This window comes from Variovorax sp. 10L421 (genome assembly GCF_056395365.1).
Map to the genome: position 1 here is coordinate 482,879 of NZ_JBFTJJ010000001.1, position 17,009 is coordinate 499,887.

The following is a 17,009-nucleotide window of genomic DNA, read 5'->3' on the forward strand; positions in this document are numbered from 1 at the left end:
CGCGACCAGCACGCCGGACCCTTGGTGTTTTCGAGCGTCGAGATACCGAATTTCGCATCACACATGATCAAGAACATCCACGGTCGCACGCTCGAGCTGCTCGGTGAAGCCGTGGTGTCGGGACGCTATGCGATCGGTGCGTCGATCCCCTCCGAGCCGGTGCTCGGCGAGGAACTCGGCGTGAGCCGGACCGTGGTGCGCGAGGCCATCAAGTCGCTGGCGGCCAAGGGCCTGATCGTCACGGGGCCGAAGGTCGGCACGCGCGTGCTGCCCCAGGACAAGTGGAACTGGTTCGACCCCGATGTCATCACCTGGCAGGCGCGCGCGGGGCTCACGCCCGAGTTCCTGCGCGACCTGCAGGACCTGCGTCGCGTCGTGGAGCCGGCGGCCGTCAGGCTCGCGGCCGAGCGGGCCACGGCCAAGGACATCGCGGAAATAGAAACGGCCTTCGCCGGCATGAAGGAGGCGGTGGAAAACGGCGGCGACTACGTCACCTTCGACCTGCGCTTCCATAACGGCCTGCTGAGTGCCGCCGGCAACCGCATGCTGGCGCAGATGAGCAAGGTGCTCAGCGCACTGCTGCGCACCAGTTTCGAGATATCGACCGCCAAGCCCGACGGGCCCGCGCTTTCGCTGCCGCTGCATCGCGCGGTGATCGACGCGGTGATCGCGCACGACCCGAGCGGGGCCGAGCGCGCGATCATCCGCCTCATCGACGGCGCGCGCCAGGACATCGAGGACGTGCTGGGCTCTCGCCGGCGATTGCCGCGCCTGAGCAGGCCGCCGCCCAGGCTCAAGGCCAGCTAGCAGCATCTGCGCCGTCTACGCGTTTGTCCGCAGTTCGCATCCGGTTCTTTCACCCTACGCTCGCGCCCCGAGCAAATTCCACCCAAGAAGAGAAGGAGACATCAACCATGAAACTCGTCAAGTCGCTCATCGCGCCGACGCTGGTCGCGCTGGGCCTGCTGTCGGCAGGCCACGCTGCCGCGCAGGAAAAACTCACCGTCTGGTGGGTCAAGGGCTTCTACAAGGCGGAGGACGATGCGCTGTTCGCCGCCATCAAGAAGTTCGAGGAGAAGAACAAGAACGTCAAGATCGAACTGTCGCAGTACCCGATCCAGGACATGATCCCCAAGACCGTGTCCGCGCTCGACTCGGGCAGCCCGCCCGACGTGGCCTACGCCGACGTGTACGACTTCCAGGTCACGGGCAAGTGGGCCTTCGACGGCAAGCTCGAGGACATCAGCAGCGTGCTCACGCCCATGAAGGACCGCTTCGCGCCCAACACGATCGAGACCACCTACCTCTACAACGACCAGACCAAGAGCAAGGCCTACTACGCCTTCCCGATCAAGCAGCAGACGATGCACATCGAGTACTGGCGCGACATGCTGGCGGAGGCGGGCTTCAAGGAGTCGGACATCCCGACGACCTGGAAGGAGTACTGGACGTTCTGGTGCGAGAAGGCGCAGACCGCCAGCCGCCAGAAGAGCGGCAAGCGCACCTTCGGCATCGGCATGCCAATGGGCGTGGATTCGAGCGACTCGTTCTATTCGTTCCTGACCTTCATGGACGCCTACAACGTCAAGCTGGTGGACGACAACGGCAAGCTGCTGGTCGACGACCCGAAGGTGCGCACCGGCCTGATCGGCGCGCTGACCGACTACACCACGCCCTACACCAAGGGCTGCACGCCGCCGTCGTCGACAAGCTGGAAGGACCCGGACAACAACGTCGCGTTCCACAACAAGACGACGCTGATGACGCACAACGCGACCATCTCCATCGCCGCCAAGTGGCTCGACGATTCGGACAACGCCTCGCTCACGCCCGAGCAGCGCGAGGAAGCGCGCAAGAACTACACCGAGCGCATCCGCACGGCAGGTTTCCCGAGCAAGCCTGACGGCAGCAAGATGGTGTACCGCACCGCCGTGAAGACCGGCGTGGTGTTCAAGGACGCGAAGAACAAGGCGCGCGCCAAGGAGTTCGTCGCCTTCCTGATGCAGGAAGAGAACCTGACGCCGTACGTCGAAGGCTCGCTGGGCCGCTGGTTCCCGGTCACCAAGGCCGCGCAGCAGCGCGACTTCTGGAAGGCCGACCCGCACCGCCTCTCGGTCTACAACCAGTACGCCGCCGGCACCGTGACCTTCGAGTTCACCAAGAACTACAAGTTCACCGTGCTGAACAACGAGAACGTCTGGGCCAAGGCCATGAGCCGTGTCGTCACCGACAAGGTGCCGGTGGACAAGGCCGTGGACGAGATGATCGCGCGCATCAAGACGGTGGCGGCGCAGTAAGCGGCGCACACGCGACACCCGCAACCACCAGCAGCTGCATGCCATGAGCGCCACAGCCACCGCCGCCGCGTCGACCCCGACGCCTGTCGTCAATCCCGGAGCGCGGCATGCGCGCTGGCAGTTCTGGGGCGCGGTCATGGTCGTGCCCTACCTGCTGGTGTTCGTGGTGTTCGTGCTGTACCCGGTGGGCTATGGCCTCTGGCTCGCCCGCCATCCGCAAAGCTACGTGAAGCTGGTCGAAGACCCGATCTTCTTCCGCTCGGTGATCAACACGGCCATCTTCCTGATCGTGGCGATCAACCTCAAGATGCTCGTGGCACTGGTGCTCTCGGGCTTCTTCGTGACATCGCGCTGGTGGATCAAGATCGTCTCGGCGATCTTTATCCTGCCCTGGGCGATGCCTTCGATCCCGACCATCCTGTCGATCCGCTTCATGCTGAACCCCGAGTGGGGCGTGATCAACAGCACCATCTTCCGCCTGACCGGCGCCGATGGGCCCAACTGGCTCAACGACCCCGCGCTGGCATTGGCCTTCGCGATGGTGGTGCACGTGTGGAAGTCGCTGCCGTTCTGGACACTGATCCTGGTGGCGGGGCGGCTGGCCATTCCATCCGAACAATACGAGGCGGCCTCCGTCGACGGCGCCTCGTCGTGGCAGAAGTTCCGCTTCGTGAGCTGGCCGGCACTGAAGACGCTCTACATCACCTCGACCATCCTCTCGATGATCTGGACGCTGGGCGACTTCAACAGCGTCTACCTGCTGACCGGCGGCGGCCCCGCCGACCTGACGCATGTGCTCGCCACGCTGGGCATCCGCTACCTGCGCCTCGACCAGGTCGACCTGTCGATGGCTTCCATCGTGGTGGCCTTGCCGCTCGTGCTGCCCCTCGTGTACTTCATGATGAAGAGGCTCTCGAAATGAAGCGCTGGACTCCGAAAGCCGTGCTCACCGAAGCCCGGCTCCTGCTCATCGGCATACCTGTGCTACTGTGGACGCTGATCCCGGTCTACCACATGGTGCTGTTCGCGATCTCGTCGAAGGACTCAGCGACCTCGGGCCACCTGTGGCCCAAGAACCCGACGCTGGACAACTTCCGCATCGTGTTCCAGCAGAAGCATTTCTACCTCGACCACTTCTGGCTGCAGCTGTGGAACTCGCTGCTGATCGCGCTGTCGGTGGGCGTGCTCACGCTGTTCGTGGCGACCACAGCCGCATTCGCCATCAGCCGGCTGCGTGTGCGCGGCGGGCGCACGGTGATGAACCTGGCGCTGTTCACGTACTTCATCCCGGCGGCGTTCCTGGCCGTGCCGATGTACAAGACCATGGGCAACTACGGGCTGCTCAACAGCCAGTGGGCGTTGATCCTGGCGATGGTGACCATCGCTTCGCCGTACTGCATCTGGGTACTGAAGCAGGCGTCGGACAAACTGCCCTACGAACTCGACGAGGCCGCGCGCATGGACGGCGCCTCGCCGCTGCAGTTGTTCCGCCTGGTGTACTTGCCGCTGATGGTGCCGTCGCTGGTGGCGGTGGGCACCTATTCGCTGCTGCTGGCATGGAACGAATACCTCTACGCCTTCCTGCTGCTGTCGAACGACAGGAGCGTGACCCTTGCCGTCGCGCTCGGCAACTTCCTCTCGGCGGACGATTCGCCATGGGAGCTGCTGATGGCCACCGGCCTCATCTATGCGTTGCCGCCCGCGGCGATCTACTACGCATTCAAACGCTACATGGTCGGTGGTCTTACTGCCGGCGCCGTCAAGAGCTGAGCGAATCCAGGAATCACAAATGGCATCCGTAACCTTTCGCAATATCCAGAAATCCTTCGGCAAGGTCCAGATCATCAAGGGCCTGGGCTTCGACATCAGCGACGGCGAATTCGTCGTGCTGGTCGGCCCTTCGGGCTGCGGCAAGTCGACGCTGCTGCGCATGCTCGCGGGCCTGGAAGACATCAGCGGCGGCGAGATCGTCATCGACGGCCGCGTGGTCAACGACCTCGAGTCGAAGGACCGCGACATCGCCATGGTGTTCCAGAGCTACGCGCTCTATCCGCACATGACGGTGGGCGAGAACATGGGCTTCAGCCTGCGGCTGCGCAACGCCGAGAAATCGGTGACCGACGAGCGCGTGGCGCGGGCCGCGAAGATACTCAACCTCGACGCATTGCTGGGCCGCTATCCGCGCGAGCTCTCGGGCGGCCAGCGCCAGCGCGTGGCCATGGGCCGCGCCATCGTGCGCGACCCGAAGGTGTTCCTGTTCGACGAGCCGCTGTCCAACCTCGACGCCAAGCTGCGCGTGGCGATGCGCGCCGAGATCAAGGCGCTGCACCAGCGCCTGAAGACCACCACCGTCTACGTGACGCACGACCAGATCGAGGCCATGACCATGGCCGACCGCATCGTGGTGATGCACGACGGCATCATCGAGCAGATCGGCACGCCGCTGGAGCTGTACGACCGGCCCGACAACCTGTTCGTCGCGCAGTTCATCGGCTCGCCGTCGATGAACGTCATCGAAGGCACGGTGCGGCGCGCGGGCGGCGACTGCTGGGTCGAATCGCAAGGCGCGCGCTGGCCGGTGCCGGCCGGCACCTCGGCCCCCGACGGCCAGCCGGTGCACTACGGCATCCGGCCCGGCGACATGACGCTCGGCGGCGGCCCGCACAGCGTCGAAGCCAAGGTGATCGTGGTCGAACCCACCGGTGCGGAGACCGAACTGCTGGTGCAGGTCGGCGAAGAAAAGCTGGTGCTGGCGGTGCATGGCCGCGTCGATGCCGGACCTGACGAAACGGTGCGGCTGGCCATCGAGGCCGAGAACGTGCACCTGTTCGACCGGCAGACCGGCCGGCGCATGGGCTGATCCTCAGGCCGTGCGCAGCCGCAGCAAGGCGCGCACGAAGCCGTGGTCGGAGCGCGAGCGGTCGCGCCCTTCGTGCAGGTGGTCGTTGAAATAGTCGACCCGCCGCACGTCGCCCAGGCTGTGCCGGCTGGTGGCGACGAACTCCTCGCTCACGAAGATCTGGTCGAGCACGTCCGGAAAGCCCTGGTGGATGTGCGAATACGCCACGTCCTTCTTGAGTGCTGATTCACCCTGCATCTCGTAGGCGTTGAACAGGGCCACGTCGCGCGCGGCCTTGTCGTAGGCCACTTCGGAGGTGGCAGCCACGAGCTGCGTCGTCACGCTGTGCGGGTTGTCGTTGAAGTCGCCCATCACCACGAGCGGCACGTTCGTGTCCTGCAGCAGGTCGATGACGATGCAGCGCAGGGCCGCGGCTTCCGCGCCGCGCATCAGCAGCGAGCGCAGCGACCCCATCACGCCCACCTTGCGGTCGTCCCGGTCTTCGAGCGGGTTGCCTTGGGCGTCCTGCAGGAACTTCGGGCGCTTGGACTTCAGGTGCACCGTGAGCACATGCACCTGCTGGCCGTGCTTCATGCGCACCGTGGCGAGCAGGGGGGGCCGCTCGAAGCGCGTGTGGGGGCCCAGGCCCGGCACCTCAACGCCGAAGCCCGGAGGGAAGTCGACGAAGGAGCGAAGCTCGTCCACCTTCAGCCGCGTCGCGATGCCCACGCGCGGCGTGCCCTGCGCGCCGGTGTGTGGTGGCGTGTTCTCGGCACCCGGCACCGAGACGAAGTCGTAGCGCAGGCCGCTGCGCGCGATGCAGGCCTTGAGCGCCGACTCGTCCCACACCTCCTGCACCGCCAGCACGTCGGCGTTGAGTGCATGGAAGCGCTCGCCGGTCCAGTCGATCTTTCGTTCGTACTCGCGCTCGGTGTAGGCGTCCTGGTTCTCGTAATACACGCGGTTCGGTGCCGCGAGATTGAGGAGGTTGCAGGTGGCTACGAAGAGGGTGGCGTAGTTGGGTGGGATGTATTGCATGGCGGCGATGATTGTGGCTCGGGTCACCGTTGCCTATCGAAACCTTGCCTGCCACACGCGCTGACGACCTCAAAAGAAAAAGGGCACCGAGTGCCCTTTCTTCATCTTTCGGGTAGGTGTTCTACCCGCGGCGAGTCTCAGCGACCGAACGAACGGCCACCACCGCCGCCGCCCGAGCGGCCACCGCCACCATAGCCGCCGCCACCCGAACGGCCACCGCCGCCCGAACGGTTGCCGCCGTAGCCGCCACCACCACCGCCGCCACCCGGGCGACCGCGACCGCGTCCGCCACCCATGTGGTCGACGCTCGTGCGCAACGGATCCGGCTGGCCGGCGCCGCCTGCGACCGCTTCGGCGCGCAGGTGTGCGACCTGGTTGGCCTGGGTCGGGCTATGGCTGTTGCCGTGATGGCGTGGCTGGCGCTCGTCATGCGGCTGATGGGCCTGTTGCTGATGCGGCGCATGGTGCGGCGCGCGTGCCGGACCCTGCGGGCCACGGCCCTGCGGTGCGCGAGCTCCCTGGCCGCGCGGGCCTTGCCCCTGGCCTTGGCCGCCACCGTTGGCGTTGCGGCCCTGGCCGCCACCACCGCGGCGTTGACCGCCGCCATTGCCGCCGCCACCACCGCCAGCGCGCTCGCCGCCGCCCTGGCCGGCCTTGTTCTCGCGGATGCGCTGCAGCATCTCGGTGCGGGCAGCCTTGGCGGCCGCCTGCATCACGTCGCGGCTCGGCGGACGGCCGGCGCCGCCCCAGATCGTCTGGCGGCCCATGGCGATCGGCTCGGCGCGTTCACCTTCTTCGGGGCCGAAGCCCTCGACGATCTGCACGGGAATCGTCTGCTTGGTGAAGCGTTCGATTTCCTGCATGAAGCCTTCTTCGTCCAGGCACACGAAGCTCACGGCCTCGCCGCTCGAACCGGCGCGGCCGGTGCGGCCGATGCGGTGCACGTAGTCTTCGCTGACGTTCGGAATCTCGTAGTTCACGACGTGCGGCAGTTCATCGATGTCGATGCCGCGCGCCGCGATGTCGGTGGCCACCAGCGCACGGATGTCGCCGGTCTTGAAGCCGGCCAGCGCCTGCGTGCGGGCGCTCTGGCTCTTGTTGCCGTGCAGCGCCATCGCCTCGATGCCGTTCTTGGTGAGGAATTCGGCCACGCTGTTGGCGCCGAACTTGGTGCGCGTGAACACGAGCACCTGGCTCCACTTGTTCTCGTTGATGATGTGCGCGAGCAGCGCCTTCTTCTTGCCGCGGCCCACGGGGTGGATCACCTGGGTGATGCGCTGCACGGTGGTATTGCGCGGCGTGACCTGGATGCTTTGCGGGTTCTTCAGCAGCGTGGCCGCGAGGTCGCGGATCTCGTCGCTGAAGGTGGCCGAGAACAGCAGGCTCTGCTTTTCCTTGGGCACCAGGGCCAGGATCTTCTTCACGTCGTGGATGAAGCCCATGTCGAGCATGCGGTCGGCTTCGTCCAGGATCAGCATCTGGACCTGGCTCAGGTCGAGCATGCCTTGCTGCTGCAGGTCGAGCAGGCGGCCAGGGGTGGCCACGAGGATGTCGACACCCTTCTTGAGCTTGCTGATCTGCGGGTTCATGCCGACGCCGCCGAAGATCACGGTCGAGTCGAGCTGCAGGTACTTGCCGTAGGTGCGCACCGACTCTTCGACCTGGGCCGCGAGTTCGCGCGTGGGGGTCAGCACGAGGGCGCGGATGCCGGTACCGCCGAACTTGTTGGTGGCGCTGCGGCTCATGCTGAGCTTGTGCAGCATCGGCAGCGTGAAGGCGGCCGTCTTGCCGGTGCCGGTCTGGGCGCCGCCCAGCAAGTCGTGGCCTTCGAGAACCGCGGGAATGGCTTGCGCCTGGATGGGGGTGGGGGTGTCGTAGCCGTGCTCGTGCACAGCCTTCAAGATGGCGGGGGCCAGCTTCAGTTCGTCAAAATTCATTGGAAACAATAAGCGCCATACACGGCGCAGTGGCATCGGCCCGCCAGGCGTCTTGTTGACGCCGAGCCAGTCAAGGCAGATGAAGGTCAGGGGTGGGAGCCGGAAAGTCCGCCCTCGCAAAAGGGTTGAAATGGAGCTTTCTTCGTCCCCGGCAGAGAGCCGGTGTTGCGGGCAACTGGACCCGGCAACGGTGGCTATTGTCGCATGAGTCGATAATCGGTGGTTTGCCGCGCCTGAATGCTTCCCAAGGGCTTCTTTCTGGCGACCGCGCTTTCCCCCCGAATCTTTGTACCCAAGGTAACTATTCCCAGATGGCTCAATACGTCTATTCGATGAACCGCGTCAGCAAGACCGTGCCGCCCAAGCGGCAGCTCTTGAAAGACATTTCGCTCTCTTTCTTCCCCGGCGCCAAGATCGGCGTGCTCGGCCTGAACGGCTCGGGCAAGTCCACGCTGCTCAAGATCATGGCGGGTGTGGACAAGGAGTTCGAGGGCGAGGCGCTGCCCATGCCGGGGATGACGATCGGCTATCTGGAGCAGGAACCCAAGCTCAACACCGAGCACACGGTGCGCGAATCGGTCGAAGAGTCCATGGGCGCGGTGTTTGCGGCCAAGGCGCGCCTCGAAGAGGTGTACATCGCCTACGGTGCCGAAGACGCCGACTTCGACGCGCTGGCGGCCGAACAGGCCCAGCTCGAAGCCATCATCGCCACCGCCGGCACCGATTCCGAGCATCAGCTGGAAATCGCCGCCGATGCCCTGCGCCTTCCGCCGTGGGACGCGAAGATCGGCCTGCTGTCAGGCGGTGAAAAGCGCCGCGTGGCGCTGTGCCGCCTCCTGCTGTCCAAGCCGGACATGCTGCTGCTCGATGAACCGACCAACCACCTGGATGCCGAATCGGTGGAGTGGCTCGAAGTGTTCCTGCAGCGCTTCACGGGCACCGTGGTGGCCATCACCCACGATCGCTACTTCCTGGACAACGCGGCCGAGTGGATCCTGGAAATGGACCGCGGTCGCGGCATCCCCTGGAAGGGCAACTACAGCACCTGGCTCGAGCAGAAGGGCGAGCGGCTCGCGCAGGAGCAGAAGAGCGAGGAAGCCCATGCCAAGGCGCTGAAGAAGGAACTGGAGTGGTCGCGCCAGAACCCGAAGGCACGCCAGGCCAAGAGCAAATCCCGCCTGGCCCGCTTCGAAGAGCTGAGCGACATGGAATACCAGAAGCGCAACGAGACCCAGGAAATCTTCATTCCGGTGGCGGAGCGGCTGGGTCAGCAGGTGTTCGAGTTCCACGGCGTCAGCAAGTCCTTCGGCGACCGCATGCTGATCGACAACCTGAGCTTCACCGTGCCGCCGGGCGCGATCGTCGGCATCATCGGCCCGAACGGCGCCGGCAAGTCGACGCTCTTCAAGCTGCTCGCGGGCAAGGAAAAGCCCGATTCGGGCGAGGTCGTCATCGGCCAGACCGTGAAGATGGCCTTCGTCGACCAGCACCGCGACGAGCTGGCCAACCAGAAGACCGTGTGGGAAGACATCTCGAACGGCCTGGACATCATCAACGTCGGCAAGTTCCAGATGGCGAGCCGCGCGTATGCGGGCCGCTTCAACTTCAACGGGGCCGATCAGCAGAAGAAGGTCGGTACGCTGTCGGGCGGTGAACGCGGCCGCCTGCACCTGGCCAAGACGCTGATCGCCGGCGGCAACGTGCTGCTGCTGGACGAACCGTCGAACGACCTCGACGTGGAAACGCTGCGCGCGCTCGAAGACGCGCTGCTCGAGTTCGCCGGCACCGTCATGGTGATCAGCCACGACCGCTGGTTCCTCGACCGCATCGCCACGCACATCCTCGCGGCCGAAGGCGACAGCCAGTGGACTTTCTTCGACGGCAACTACCAGGAGTACGAAGCCGACAAGAAGAAGCGCCTGGGCGAAGAAGGCGCAAAGCCCAAGCGCATGCGCTACAAGGCCTTGAAATAGGGCTCGCCCCCAGGCTGCGCGCACTTCGTGTCGCTTCGCCTACCCCCTGCCGGGGGCAACACCTGAGGCCCGGCGGAGCCGGTTCCTCGGTGTTCCTGGATTTGCTCCCTCCCCCGCTGGGGGAGGGTTGGGGCGGGGGCACGACGGCCTGCGAGAAACCCCTCAGTTCGTTTCGGCAAGAGCGCGCGGTTCCGCAAGGGACTGCGCGCTTTTTTCATCGTCGGCCGCGAACACCTCGCGCGCCGCAAACAGGCCGTTGAGCGCCGCCGGGAAGCCCGCGTACACCGCCATCTGCATGATGACCTCGACAACCTCGGTGCGCGTCGCGCCGACGTTCAGCGCACCCTGGATGTGCACCTTCAGCTGCGGCGTCGCATTGCCCATGGCTGTGAGCGCGGCCACGGTCGCGATCTCGCGGGAGCGCAGGTCGAGGCCGGGGCGCGAGTAGATGTCGCCGAACGGAAACTCGATCACCAGACGGCCAAAGTCGGGCGCGATGTCGGCCAGGCTCTCGACCACCTTGACGCCGCCTTCACCGTCGATCTCGTGGAGCTTGGCGAGGCCGCGCGTGTAGCGCAGGTTGTCGTTGTGGCCCTGGTTCTGTGTATTCGTCATTGCTCGTCTTTCCTTCCGGGGCGGTGCCCGATGAAGGAGGACGCTTCTTCGTCTTCTCGACCGCGCGGTAGTGGTCGATCTTGAGCGACAGCGCCTGCATGGATTGCTGCAGCGCCGCCACCCGGGCCTGAACTTCGGCAAGGTGCTGTTCGAGCATCTCGCGCCGTTCGCCGACGCTGGCGTCCCCCTGGTTTCGAAGCCTGACGAAGGCCTGCATGCCCTGGATGGACATGCCGGTCTCGCGCAGGCGCAACAGGAAATCCAGCAAGTCCATGTCGGCGCTCGCATAGCGCCGCTGACCGCCCGGTGCACGCGGCACCGCGGCAATCAGCCCGATGCGTTCGTAGTAGCGCAGCGTGTAGGCCGTGAGGCCGGTTCGCTGCGCGACTTCCGCGATGGTCAGACTGGTTTCCATGGCGTTGATTCTCGAAGTTAGAGCGCGCTCCAAGTCAAGCGCTTTGACGAACTATTTTTGCGCAGTGTGCAGGTCGGCATCGAGCCAGCCGCGCAGGCTGTTCACGAAGGCAAGGGCCTGCACGCGTGGCAGATCGTTCACCCGCACGACGGCTTCGGCAAGCTGGCCGCTGCGCAGCCGGTTGGCGCGGCCGACGCCGTTCAGCAGGCCGCAGTGCAAGGGCGGCGTGACCCAGCGGCCGTCGAGCAGCAGGGCGATGTTGCCGCGCGTGCATTCGGTGATCTCGCCATCGCGGTTCCACAGGAGCGTGTCGAACACGCCCGCGGCGGTGGGCGCGAAGGCCTCGTAGTGGGCGCGGCGGGTGGTCTTGAAGCGGGTGAAGTCGCTGTCGGCCTCGTCGAACGCGCGCGTGGCCAGTTGCAGTTGCACGCGCGCGGGTGGCGCCTCCATCGCAAAGGCTTCGGCGCGCGGCGCGCCTTGCGCGTCGAGCAGCAGGCGCACGCGCCATGTGCCGGTGGCATGCCGTGCCTTGAGTCGATCGAGGCATGCAGTGACGGGCGCTTCGCTCCACGCGCGGCCGAAATGCGCTGCCGCGGCCGCCATGCGCGCAAGGTGTGCGGGCGCATCGCGCAGCTCGCCGCCAACCAGCGCAAGGGTTTCGAGCAGCTCGAACGGCGGGTTCGCCGCCTGGCCCAGGAAGGCCCGCTTGTGGCGCCATTCCTCCCATTCGGCGTCCGCCCGCGCATCGGCCGTGATGCCGCTGCCGATGCCGCAGCGCGCCTCGGTGCCGCGCAGCGCCACGGTGCGGATCGGTACATTGAAGGTCGCATGGCCGCCGGGCTGCACCACGCCGACCGCGCCGCAGTACACGCCGCGCGCCTCGGGCTCCAGCTCGCGGATCAGCCGCATCGCGCTGACCTTGGGCGCGCCGGTGATCGAGCCGCACGGGAACAGCGCCCCGAACACGTCGGCCAGCGTGATGCCCTCGCGCAGGAGCGCCTCGACATCCGACGTCATCTGCCACACCGTCGGCAGAGCCTCGGTATGGAAGAGCCGCGGCACGCGCACCGAGAAGGGCTGCGCCACGCGCGACAGGTCGTTGCGGATCAGGTCCACGATCATCACGTTCTCGGCCCGCTCCTTCGGCACGGTGCGCAGCCGCCGTGCCAGCGCTGCGTCCTCGGCCGGTGTCGTGCCGCGCGGGGCCGTGCCCTTCATGGGGCGCGCCAGGATGCGGTCGCCGTGCCAGTCGAAGAAGAGTTCGGGTGACACCGACAGCACCTGTTCTTCGCCGGTGTCGATGAAGGCGCTGTAGCCGCCGGGCTGCGCCTGCCGCAGCGCGAGGAACCAGTCGAGCGCATCGCCGTGGAATTCGGCATTCAACGCGGCGGTGTAGTTGAGCTGGTAGAGCTCGCCGTCCGCAATTGCGCGGTGGATGGCCTGCATGCGCTGGTCGAAGGACTCGCGCGAGAGGCTGCCTTGCCATTCGACCGGCGGCATTGCGGGCGAATCTTCCGGCCAGGGCAGCACTTCGTCATGCACGCCGAACCATGCCAGCGGGCCGTCGGCTTCGTGTCCGGCCAACGCAGGATCGAACGCCACAGCCGCCTCGTAGCGCAGGTACCCCACGCACCAGTGCCCCTCGCGCGCCAGCGCCTCGACAGCCTCCAGCACCGGCCGCACCTCGCTGGCAGTCCGCGCCACCAGCACGCGCGACGGCGCGCCGAAGGCCAGGCGCAGCCGGCTCGCACCGTCGCCGTGCGGCTGCGCAAAATCGATCAGCGTGCGCAAGGCCGGAAGCAGGGCTCCATCAGCCGGCATCGTTCGCCGCGGCCGTCGGTGCGGCAGCGCCTTGCGACGTCCTGGCCAGCACCCGCTTGCGCACCGCATAGATGTTGTTGCGCAGTGCGTAGAGCTCGTCGGCATAAGACAGAGGCACCGCCACCTTGTTGACCGTGCGGTCGAGCTGGTCGAGGTCGTCCAGCAGCGTTTTCTGCTCGCCCTGTTTCGCATCGACCTTGGCCTCGATGTCGCGCAGCCGTGCATACCAGCGGAACACGCGCCGCCGCACGCGGAACTGGTACAGCGGCGGCACCACGCGGCTCAGCGGCAGCATCAGCACCAGCAGGCCGCCCAGCACCAGCCACATGCGCTCGACCAGGTTGCTGGCCCAGAACGGCAGGTAGCGCTGCCAGGCCGGCGGCGTGCCGTTGATGGCGCGGTCGCCCTCGGGGCTCACCGGCAGTTCGCTGGTGCGGGTGTTGGGAAAGTCGCGCGCCCGGTTGAACCAGCCGGCGCCGCCGTGGATCGACTGCGCCGCCTGCGCGAACAGCTGGCGCAGGGCGGGGTGCGTTTCCTCGCGCGACAGCAGCGAGGTGGTGGCCGCGAGCAGCGACACGTCGTGCGGCGGCAGGTCTTTCGACAGGTCGACCACGCCGCGCGGCAGCGTCACTGCCGAGAGGAACGGAAAGCGCCGCGAGTAGGCATCGGCCTGGCCGAAGTCCATGAGCTTGATGTCGTCCGAGCGCAGCAGCCGCTGCACCTGCGGCGACTGCGGCGCCGAAGACAGCACGATGGCATCGAGCAGCCCGGCCTGCAGCGCTTCGGCCGCCGCCGCCTGCTCGAGGTTCGACAGCAGCAGGTCGTCGGGGCCCAGATGGTTGGCCTTGAGCATCCGCTCCATGATGTCGGGCAGGCCGCTGCCCGGCAGGTCGACGTTCACGCGCAGGCCGCGCAGTTGCGTGAGCGATGTCAGCGTGCCGGTCTTGCGGTCGATCTTCTGCGCCGAGTCGGCGCGGTAGAACAGCCAGATCGGCTCGTAGAACAGGCTGCCGAGCGAGGTCAGGCCGGCTTCTTCGTCGGCCACCGGGTCGGCGCTGCCGCCGCGCACGAAGCCTACGTCGGCGCCGCCGGTGCGCAGCAGCTGCAGGTTCTCGGTGGAGCCCGACGTGGGCTTGAGCTCCACCTCGATGCCGGCGCGCTTGAGCGCTTCCGCGTAGTGCTTGCCGAACTGTGCATAGGCGCTGCCCGTGGGGCCGGTGGCGAGCGTGACGTGCTTGGGCGGCTGTGGCTGCAGCCACCAGTAGGCGGCGATCAGCAGGCCGATCACGATGAACACGATCGGCCCGGCCGAGGCGATCAGGTCGCGGATCGACAGCAGGATCAGTTTCAAGGTTCTGGGAAACGCCATGGTGTCTCTTCCGTGTTCAGCCGCGCGGCGTGGCGAGATCGGCCGCGCAGGGAATGTGCAACTCGCCCACGGTCACGGACCGCGCTGCGTGCACCGCGCGCAGCGTGGCGATCGCGACGGCCTCGGCCGCCATGGTGCTGAGCACCGTCATGCCCGGCGCGCTGCCTTCCAGCGGCACGCGGCCGGTAGCCAGCGCGAACAGCGTGTCGCCGTCGCTCATGGTGTGCACCGGGTTGATGGCGCGCGCCAGACCGTCGTGGGCGACCATGGCGAGCCGGTTGGCCTGCACCTTGGTCAGCACCGCATCGGTGGCGATCACGCCGATGGTGGTGTTGGTGCCCGCCAGCAGCGGCTTGGGGCTGTCGCCGCGCAGCAGCGCGCGGCGCGTGTCGAGCAGCGCCTTGCCGTCTTCGGTGCGCGCGCCGGCCACGGGCTGGCCGGTGTTGTGGTCGATCACGTCGCCCAGCGAGTTGACCGCGATCAGCGCGCCGACCGTGACGCCGCCGACCGTGACAGACGCGGTGCCGACACCTCCCTTCATCGCTCGGTCCACACCGAAGAGCTTGCCCACCAGCGCGCCGGTGCCCGCGCCCACGTTGCCTTCGGCGGGCGCCGCGGTGCTCGCGGCCTCGCAGGCGGCGTAGCCGGCGGCGGCATCGGGGCGGATGCGCGCATCGCCCATGGGCAGGTCGAACAGCACGGCGGCCGGCACGATGGGCAGGATGCCGAAGCGCACGTCCATGCCGATGTTGCGTTCTTCCATCCATCGCATGGCACCGTCGGCGGCCGCGAGGCCCCAGGCGCTGCCGCCCGCGAGCATCACGGCGTGCACCTGCTGCACGAGGTTGCCGGGCGCGAGCAGGTCGGTCTCGCGCGTGCCGGGGGCGGCGCCGCGCACGTCCACGCCGGCCACCGCGCCGTCGCGCGCCATGACCACGGTGCAGCCGGTGGGGCGGCGGGTGTCGGAGAAATGGCCGACCTCGATGCCGGCGACGTCGGTGATGGAACCGGCGGATTGGGAGGGAGCAGAAACTGAGGCTGGCATGGCGGCCGATTATGGGACCGCACCCTCTACGATCCTCGTCATGACAGTTGCAAGAAGTTTCTCTCCCGGTGGCGGACGCCGCCATGTGGTGGTGATCGGCGCGGGCGCGGTGGGCAGCGCCACCGCCATCGAGGCGCTGCGCGCGGGCCTGCGCGTGACGGTGCTGGAGCCCGGCGAACCGGGCGGCCCGCAGGCCACGAGCTACGGCAATGCCGGCTGGCTGTCGTCGCACTCCGTGGTGCCGCCTGCGTTGCCGGGCGCCTGGCGCAAGGTGCCGGGCTGGCTGGCCGACCCGCTCGGTCCGCTCGCCCTGCGCTGGCGCTATCTGCCGCGCGCCTTGCCGTGGTTGCTGCGCTACCTGGCTTCGGGCTGGACCGAGGCGCGCGTGCAGCGCACGGCCGACGCGCTGCGCACGCTGCTGGTCGATGCGCCCGCGCTGCACGCGCAACTTGCGGCCGAGGCTGGCGTGCCGCAGCTCATCGAGCGGCGCGGGCTGTTGCATGCCTATCGCTCGCGCGCGGAATTCGATGGCGACGCGCTGGGCTGGCGCGTGCGCCGGCATGTGGGCATCCAATGGAACGAGTGGAGCGAAGACGAGCTGCGCCGCCGCGAGCCCGATCTGGATGCGCGCTACACGCTCGGCATCTTCGTGCCCGAAGCCGGCCATTGCCGCAATCCGGGCGCCTACGTGGCCGCATTGGCGCGGCATGCGCTCGATGCGGGCGCCGAACGCATCACCGCCCGCGCGACGGGCTTTCTCGTCGATGGCGGGCGGCTGCGCGCAGTGCGCACCGAGGCCGGCGACATCGCCTGCGACGGCGCCGCCATCTGCGCCGGTGCGCGCTCGGGCCCGCTCGCGGCGGCGGCCGGCTCCGCGGTGCCGTTGGAGTCCGAGCGCGGCTACCACGTGGTCATCGAAGACGCCGCGGCCGGCCCGCGCACCCCGACGATGGTGGCCGACGGCAAGCTCATCGCCCACTGGATGGACGGCGGCCTGCGCGCGGCGGGGCAGGTCGAGATTGCCGGCCTCGAAGCGGCGCCCGACTGGCGCCGCGCCGGGATCCTGCACCGGCATCTGCAATCGATGTTTCCCGCGCTCGCTGCAGGTGCATCGCCGGCGAAGCACTGGCTCGGCCATCGCCCGAGCCTGCCCGACGGACTGCCCTGCATCGGCCCGGCCGCCGCCAGCGCCGACATCGTCCTGGCCTTCGGGCATGGTCACGTGGGCCTGTGCGGCTCGGCGCGCACGGGGCGTCTGGCGGCGCAACTGCTCGCGGGCGTTGCGGCGGAGATACCGTTGGCCCCGTTCGATCCGGGCCGCTTCAAGCCATAGGGCCAGCCGACATGCCGAGCGCGTCAGTTCGCCGGTGCGATCGACAGCACCGTGAGCGCGCCATCGACCTTGTCGGCCGTGAACTGCACCTTGTCGCCCGGCTTCACCTTCGCGAGCAACGCAGGGTCGCTCACGCGGAAGACCATCGTCATGCCCGTCATCTCGAGGTTGGGAATGTCGCCGTGCTTCAGCGTGATCTTCTTCGCGTCGGTGTCGATCTTGCGGACCTCGCCTTCGACGGACGGCAATGCAGCTTGCGCGAAGGCGGTTGCAGCGAGCAGGGCGGCACAGAGTGCGGTGAACAGTTTCTTCATGATGAGTTTGCTT

At 67.4% G+C, this 17,009-nt stretch carries 15 protein-coding genes; 7 read left to right on the forward strand and 8 right to left on the reverse strand.

Annotated elements, in window-relative coordinates:
- Positions 1 to 63 precede the first annotated feature (63 nt).
- The 5 genes from AC1DFC_RS02350 (at position 64) to AC1DFC_RS02370 (ending at position 5,157) form a co-directional block, all read left to right on the forward strand.
- A complete protein-coding gene (locus tag AC1DFC_RS02350; RefSeq protein WP_007829524.1) occupies positions 64 to 807 on the forward strand; it encodes a FadR/GntR family transcriptional regulator in 744 nt (247 codons plus the stop codon).
- 107 nt (positions 808 to 914) lie between these two features.
- Complete coding sequence (locus AC1DFC_RS02355) at positions 915 to 2,297, forward strand: ABC transporter substrate-binding protein (protein WP_007829525.1); 1,383 nt, start codon at positions 915 to 917, stop codon at positions 2,295 to 2,297.
- 43 nt (positions 2,298 to 2,340) lie between these two features.
- Positions 2,341 to 3,219 (forward strand): carbohydrate ABC transporter permease, encoded by an 879-nt coding sequence (locus AC1DFC_RS02360; RefSeq protein ID WP_007829526.1) that lies wholly within the window; start codon positions 2,341 to 2,343, stop codon positions 3,217 to 3,219.
- On the forward strand, positions 3,216 to 4,067 hold the full coding sequence (locus tag AC1DFC_RS02365; RefSeq protein WP_007829528.1) for a carbohydrate ABC transporter permease: 852 nt from the start codon (positions 3,216 to 3,218) through the stop codon (positions 4,065 to 4,067). The genes AC1DFC_RS02360 and AC1DFC_RS02365 overlap by 4 nt, the downstream gene beginning before the upstream one ends.
- 19 nt (positions 4,068 to 4,086) lie before the next feature.
- Positions 4,087 to 5,157 (forward strand): ABC transporter ATP-binding protein, encoded by a 1,071-nt coding sequence (locus AC1DFC_RS02370; RefSeq protein ID WP_007829530.1) that lies wholly within the window; start codon positions 4,087 to 4,089, stop codon positions 5,155 to 5,157.
- Positions 5,158 to 5,160: 3 nt separating this feature from the next.
- On the opposite strand, the gene AC1DFC_RS02375 is transcribed toward AC1DFC_RS02370, so the two are convergent.
- Together AC1DFC_RS02375 and AC1DFC_RS02380 are read right to left on the reverse strand one after the other, a co-directional pair.
- Positions 5,161 to 6,174, reverse strand: a complete 1,014-nt coding sequence (locus AC1DFC_RS02375; RefSeq protein ID WP_478178627.1) for an endonuclease/exonuclease/phosphatase family protein — start codon at positions 6,172 to 6,174, stop codon at positions 5,161 to 5,163.
- A 137-nt stretch (positions 6,175 to 6,311) separates the two neighbouring features.
- A complete protein-coding gene (locus AC1DFC_RS02380) occupies positions 6,312 to 8,111 on the reverse strand; it encodes a DEAD/DEAH box helicase (RefSeq protein WP_478178628.1) in 1,800 nt (599 codons plus the stop codon).
- Positions 8,112 to 8,422: 311 nt separating this feature from the next.
- Between AC1DFC_RS02380 and ettA the strand changes: the two genes are divergently transcribed.
- Complete coding sequence (gene ettA, locus AC1DFC_RS02385) at positions 8,423 to 10,084, forward strand: energy-dependent translational throttle protein EttA (RefSeq protein ID WP_056587499.1); 1,662 nt, start codon at positions 8,423 to 8,425, stop codon at positions 10,082 to 10,084.
- Positions 10,085 to 10,246: 162 nt separating this feature from the next.
- On the opposite strand, the gene AC1DFC_RS02390 is transcribed toward ettA, so the two are convergent.
- Genes AC1DFC_RS02390 through AC1DFC_RS02410 form a run of 5 tightly spaced genes read right to left on the reverse strand, consistent with a single transcriptional unit; the run spans position 10,247 to position 15,349 of the window.
- Positions 10,247 to 10,699 carry a carboxymuconolactone decarboxylase family protein gene (locus AC1DFC_RS02390; RefSeq protein ID WP_007829538.1) on the reverse strand — a complete coding sequence of 151 codons (453 nt, stop codon included), beginning with the start codon at positions 10,697 to 10,699 and terminating at the stop codon, positions 10,247 to 10,249.
- Entirely contained in the window at positions 10,617 to 11,114 is a 498-nt protein-coding gene (locus AC1DFC_RS02395) for a MerR family transcriptional regulator (RefSeq protein WP_413334798.1), read from the reverse strand. The genes AC1DFC_RS02390 and AC1DFC_RS02395 overlap by 83 nt, the downstream gene beginning before the upstream one ends.
- 51 nt (positions 11,115 to 11,165) lie before the next feature.
- Complete coding sequence (pabB, locus tag AC1DFC_RS02400) at positions 11,166 to 12,935, reverse strand: aminodeoxychorismate synthase component I (RefSeq protein ID WP_413334796.1); 1,770 nt, start codon at positions 12,933 to 12,935, stop codon at positions 11,166 to 11,168.
- Complete coding sequence (locus tag AC1DFC_RS02405) at positions 12,925 to 14,304, reverse strand: TAXI family TRAP transporter solute-binding subunit (protein ID WP_007829541.1); 1,380 nt, start codon at positions 14,302 to 14,304, stop codon at positions 12,925 to 12,927. Before AC1DFC_RS02405 ends, pabB begins: the two co-directional genes overlap by 11 nt.
- A gap of 16 nt (positions 14,305 to 14,320) precedes the next feature.
- The gene (locus tag AC1DFC_RS02410) at positions 14,321 to 15,349 is read right to left on the reverse strand and encodes a P1 family peptidase (RefSeq protein WP_007829542.1); all 1,029 of its coding nucleotides are present in this window, start codon (positions 15,347 to 15,349) and stop codon (positions 14,321 to 14,323) included.
- Positions 15,350 to 15,389: 40 nt separating this feature from the next.
- Between AC1DFC_RS02410 and AC1DFC_RS02415 the strand changes: the two genes are divergently transcribed.
- Positions 15,390 to 16,682, forward strand: coding sequence for an NAD(P)/FAD-dependent oxidoreductase (locus AC1DFC_RS02415; protein ID WP_478178629.1), 1,293 nt, complete (start codon positions 15,390 to 15,392; stop codon positions 16,680 to 16,682).
- A gap of 23 nt (positions 16,683 to 16,705) precedes the next feature.
- Here the strand turns inward: AC1DFC_RS02415 and AC1DFC_RS02420 are convergent, their stop codons facing one another.
- Positions 16,706 to 16,996 (reverse strand): copper-binding protein, encoded by a 291-nt coding sequence (locus tag AC1DFC_RS02420; protein WP_413334792.1) that lies wholly within the window; start codon positions 16,994 to 16,996, stop codon positions 16,706 to 16,708.
- Between the last annotated feature and the right edge of the window lie 13 nt (positions 16,997 to 17,009).

What these genes read in the sequence shown, in the direction of transcription:
- AC1DFC_RS02410 (WP_007829542.1), bottom strand. Translation starts at nt 15,349, where the DNA reads ATGCCAGCCTCAGTTTCTGCTCCCTCCCAATCCGCCGGTTCCATCACC.
- AC1DFC_RS02355 (WP_007829525.1), top strand. Translation starts at nt 915, where the DNA reads ATGAAACTCGTCAAGTCGCTCATCGCGCCGACGCTGGTCGCGCTGGGC.
- AC1DFC_RS02415 (WP_478178629.1), top strand. Translation starts at nt 15,390, where the DNA reads ATGACAGTTGCAAGAAGTTTCTCTCCCGGTGGCGGACGCCGCCATGTG.
- AC1DFC_RS02375 (WP_478178627.1), bottom strand. Translation starts at nt 6,174, where the DNA reads ATGCAATACATCCCACCCAACTACGCCACCCTCTTCGTAGCCACCTGC.
- AC1DFC_RS02395 (WP_413334798.1), bottom strand. Translation starts at nt 11,114, where the DNA reads ATGGAAACCAGTCTGACCATCGCGGAAGTCGCGCAGCGAACCGGCCTC.
- AC1DFC_RS02350 (WP_007829524.1), top strand. Translation starts at nt 64, where the DNA reads ATGATCAAGAACATCCACGGTCGCACGCTCGAGCTGCTCGGTGAAGCC.
- AC1DFC_RS02405 (WP_007829541.1), bottom strand. Translation starts at nt 14,304, where the DNA reads ATGGCGTTTCCCAGAACCTTGAAACTGATCCTGCTGTCGATCCGCGAC.
- ettA (WP_056587499.1), top strand. Translation starts at nt 8,423, where the DNA reads ATGGCTCAATACGTCTATTCGATGAACCGCGTCAGCAAGACCGTGCCG.
- AC1DFC_RS02380 (WP_478178628.1), bottom strand. Translation starts at nt 8,111, where the DNA reads ATGAATTTTGACGAACTGAAGCTGGCCCCCGCCATCTTGAAGGCTGTG.
- AC1DFC_RS02390 (WP_007829538.1), bottom strand. Translation starts at nt 10,699, where the DNA reads ATGACGAATACACAGAACCAGGGCCACAACGACAACCTGCGCTACACG.
- pabB (WP_413334796.1), bottom strand. Translation starts at nt 12,935, where the DNA reads ATGCCGGCTGATGGAGCCCTGCTTCCGGCCTTGCGCACGCTGATCGAT.
- AC1DFC_RS02360 (WP_007829526.1), top strand. Translation starts at nt 2,341, where the DNA reads ATGAGCGCCACAGCCACCGCCGCCGCGTCGACCCCGACGCCTGTCGTC.
- AC1DFC_RS02365 (WP_007829528.1), top strand. Translation starts at nt 3,216, where the DNA reads ATGAAGCGCTGGACTCCGAAAGCCGTGCTCACCGAAGCCCGGCTCCTG.
- AC1DFC_RS02420 (WP_413334792.1), bottom strand. Translation starts at nt 16,996, where the DNA reads ATGAAGAAACTGTTCACCGCACTCTGTGCCGCCCTGCTCGCTGCAACC.
- AC1DFC_RS02370 (WP_007829530.1), top strand. Translation starts at nt 4,087, where the DNA reads ATGGCATCCGTAACCTTTCGCAATATCCAGAAATCCTTCGGCAAGGTC.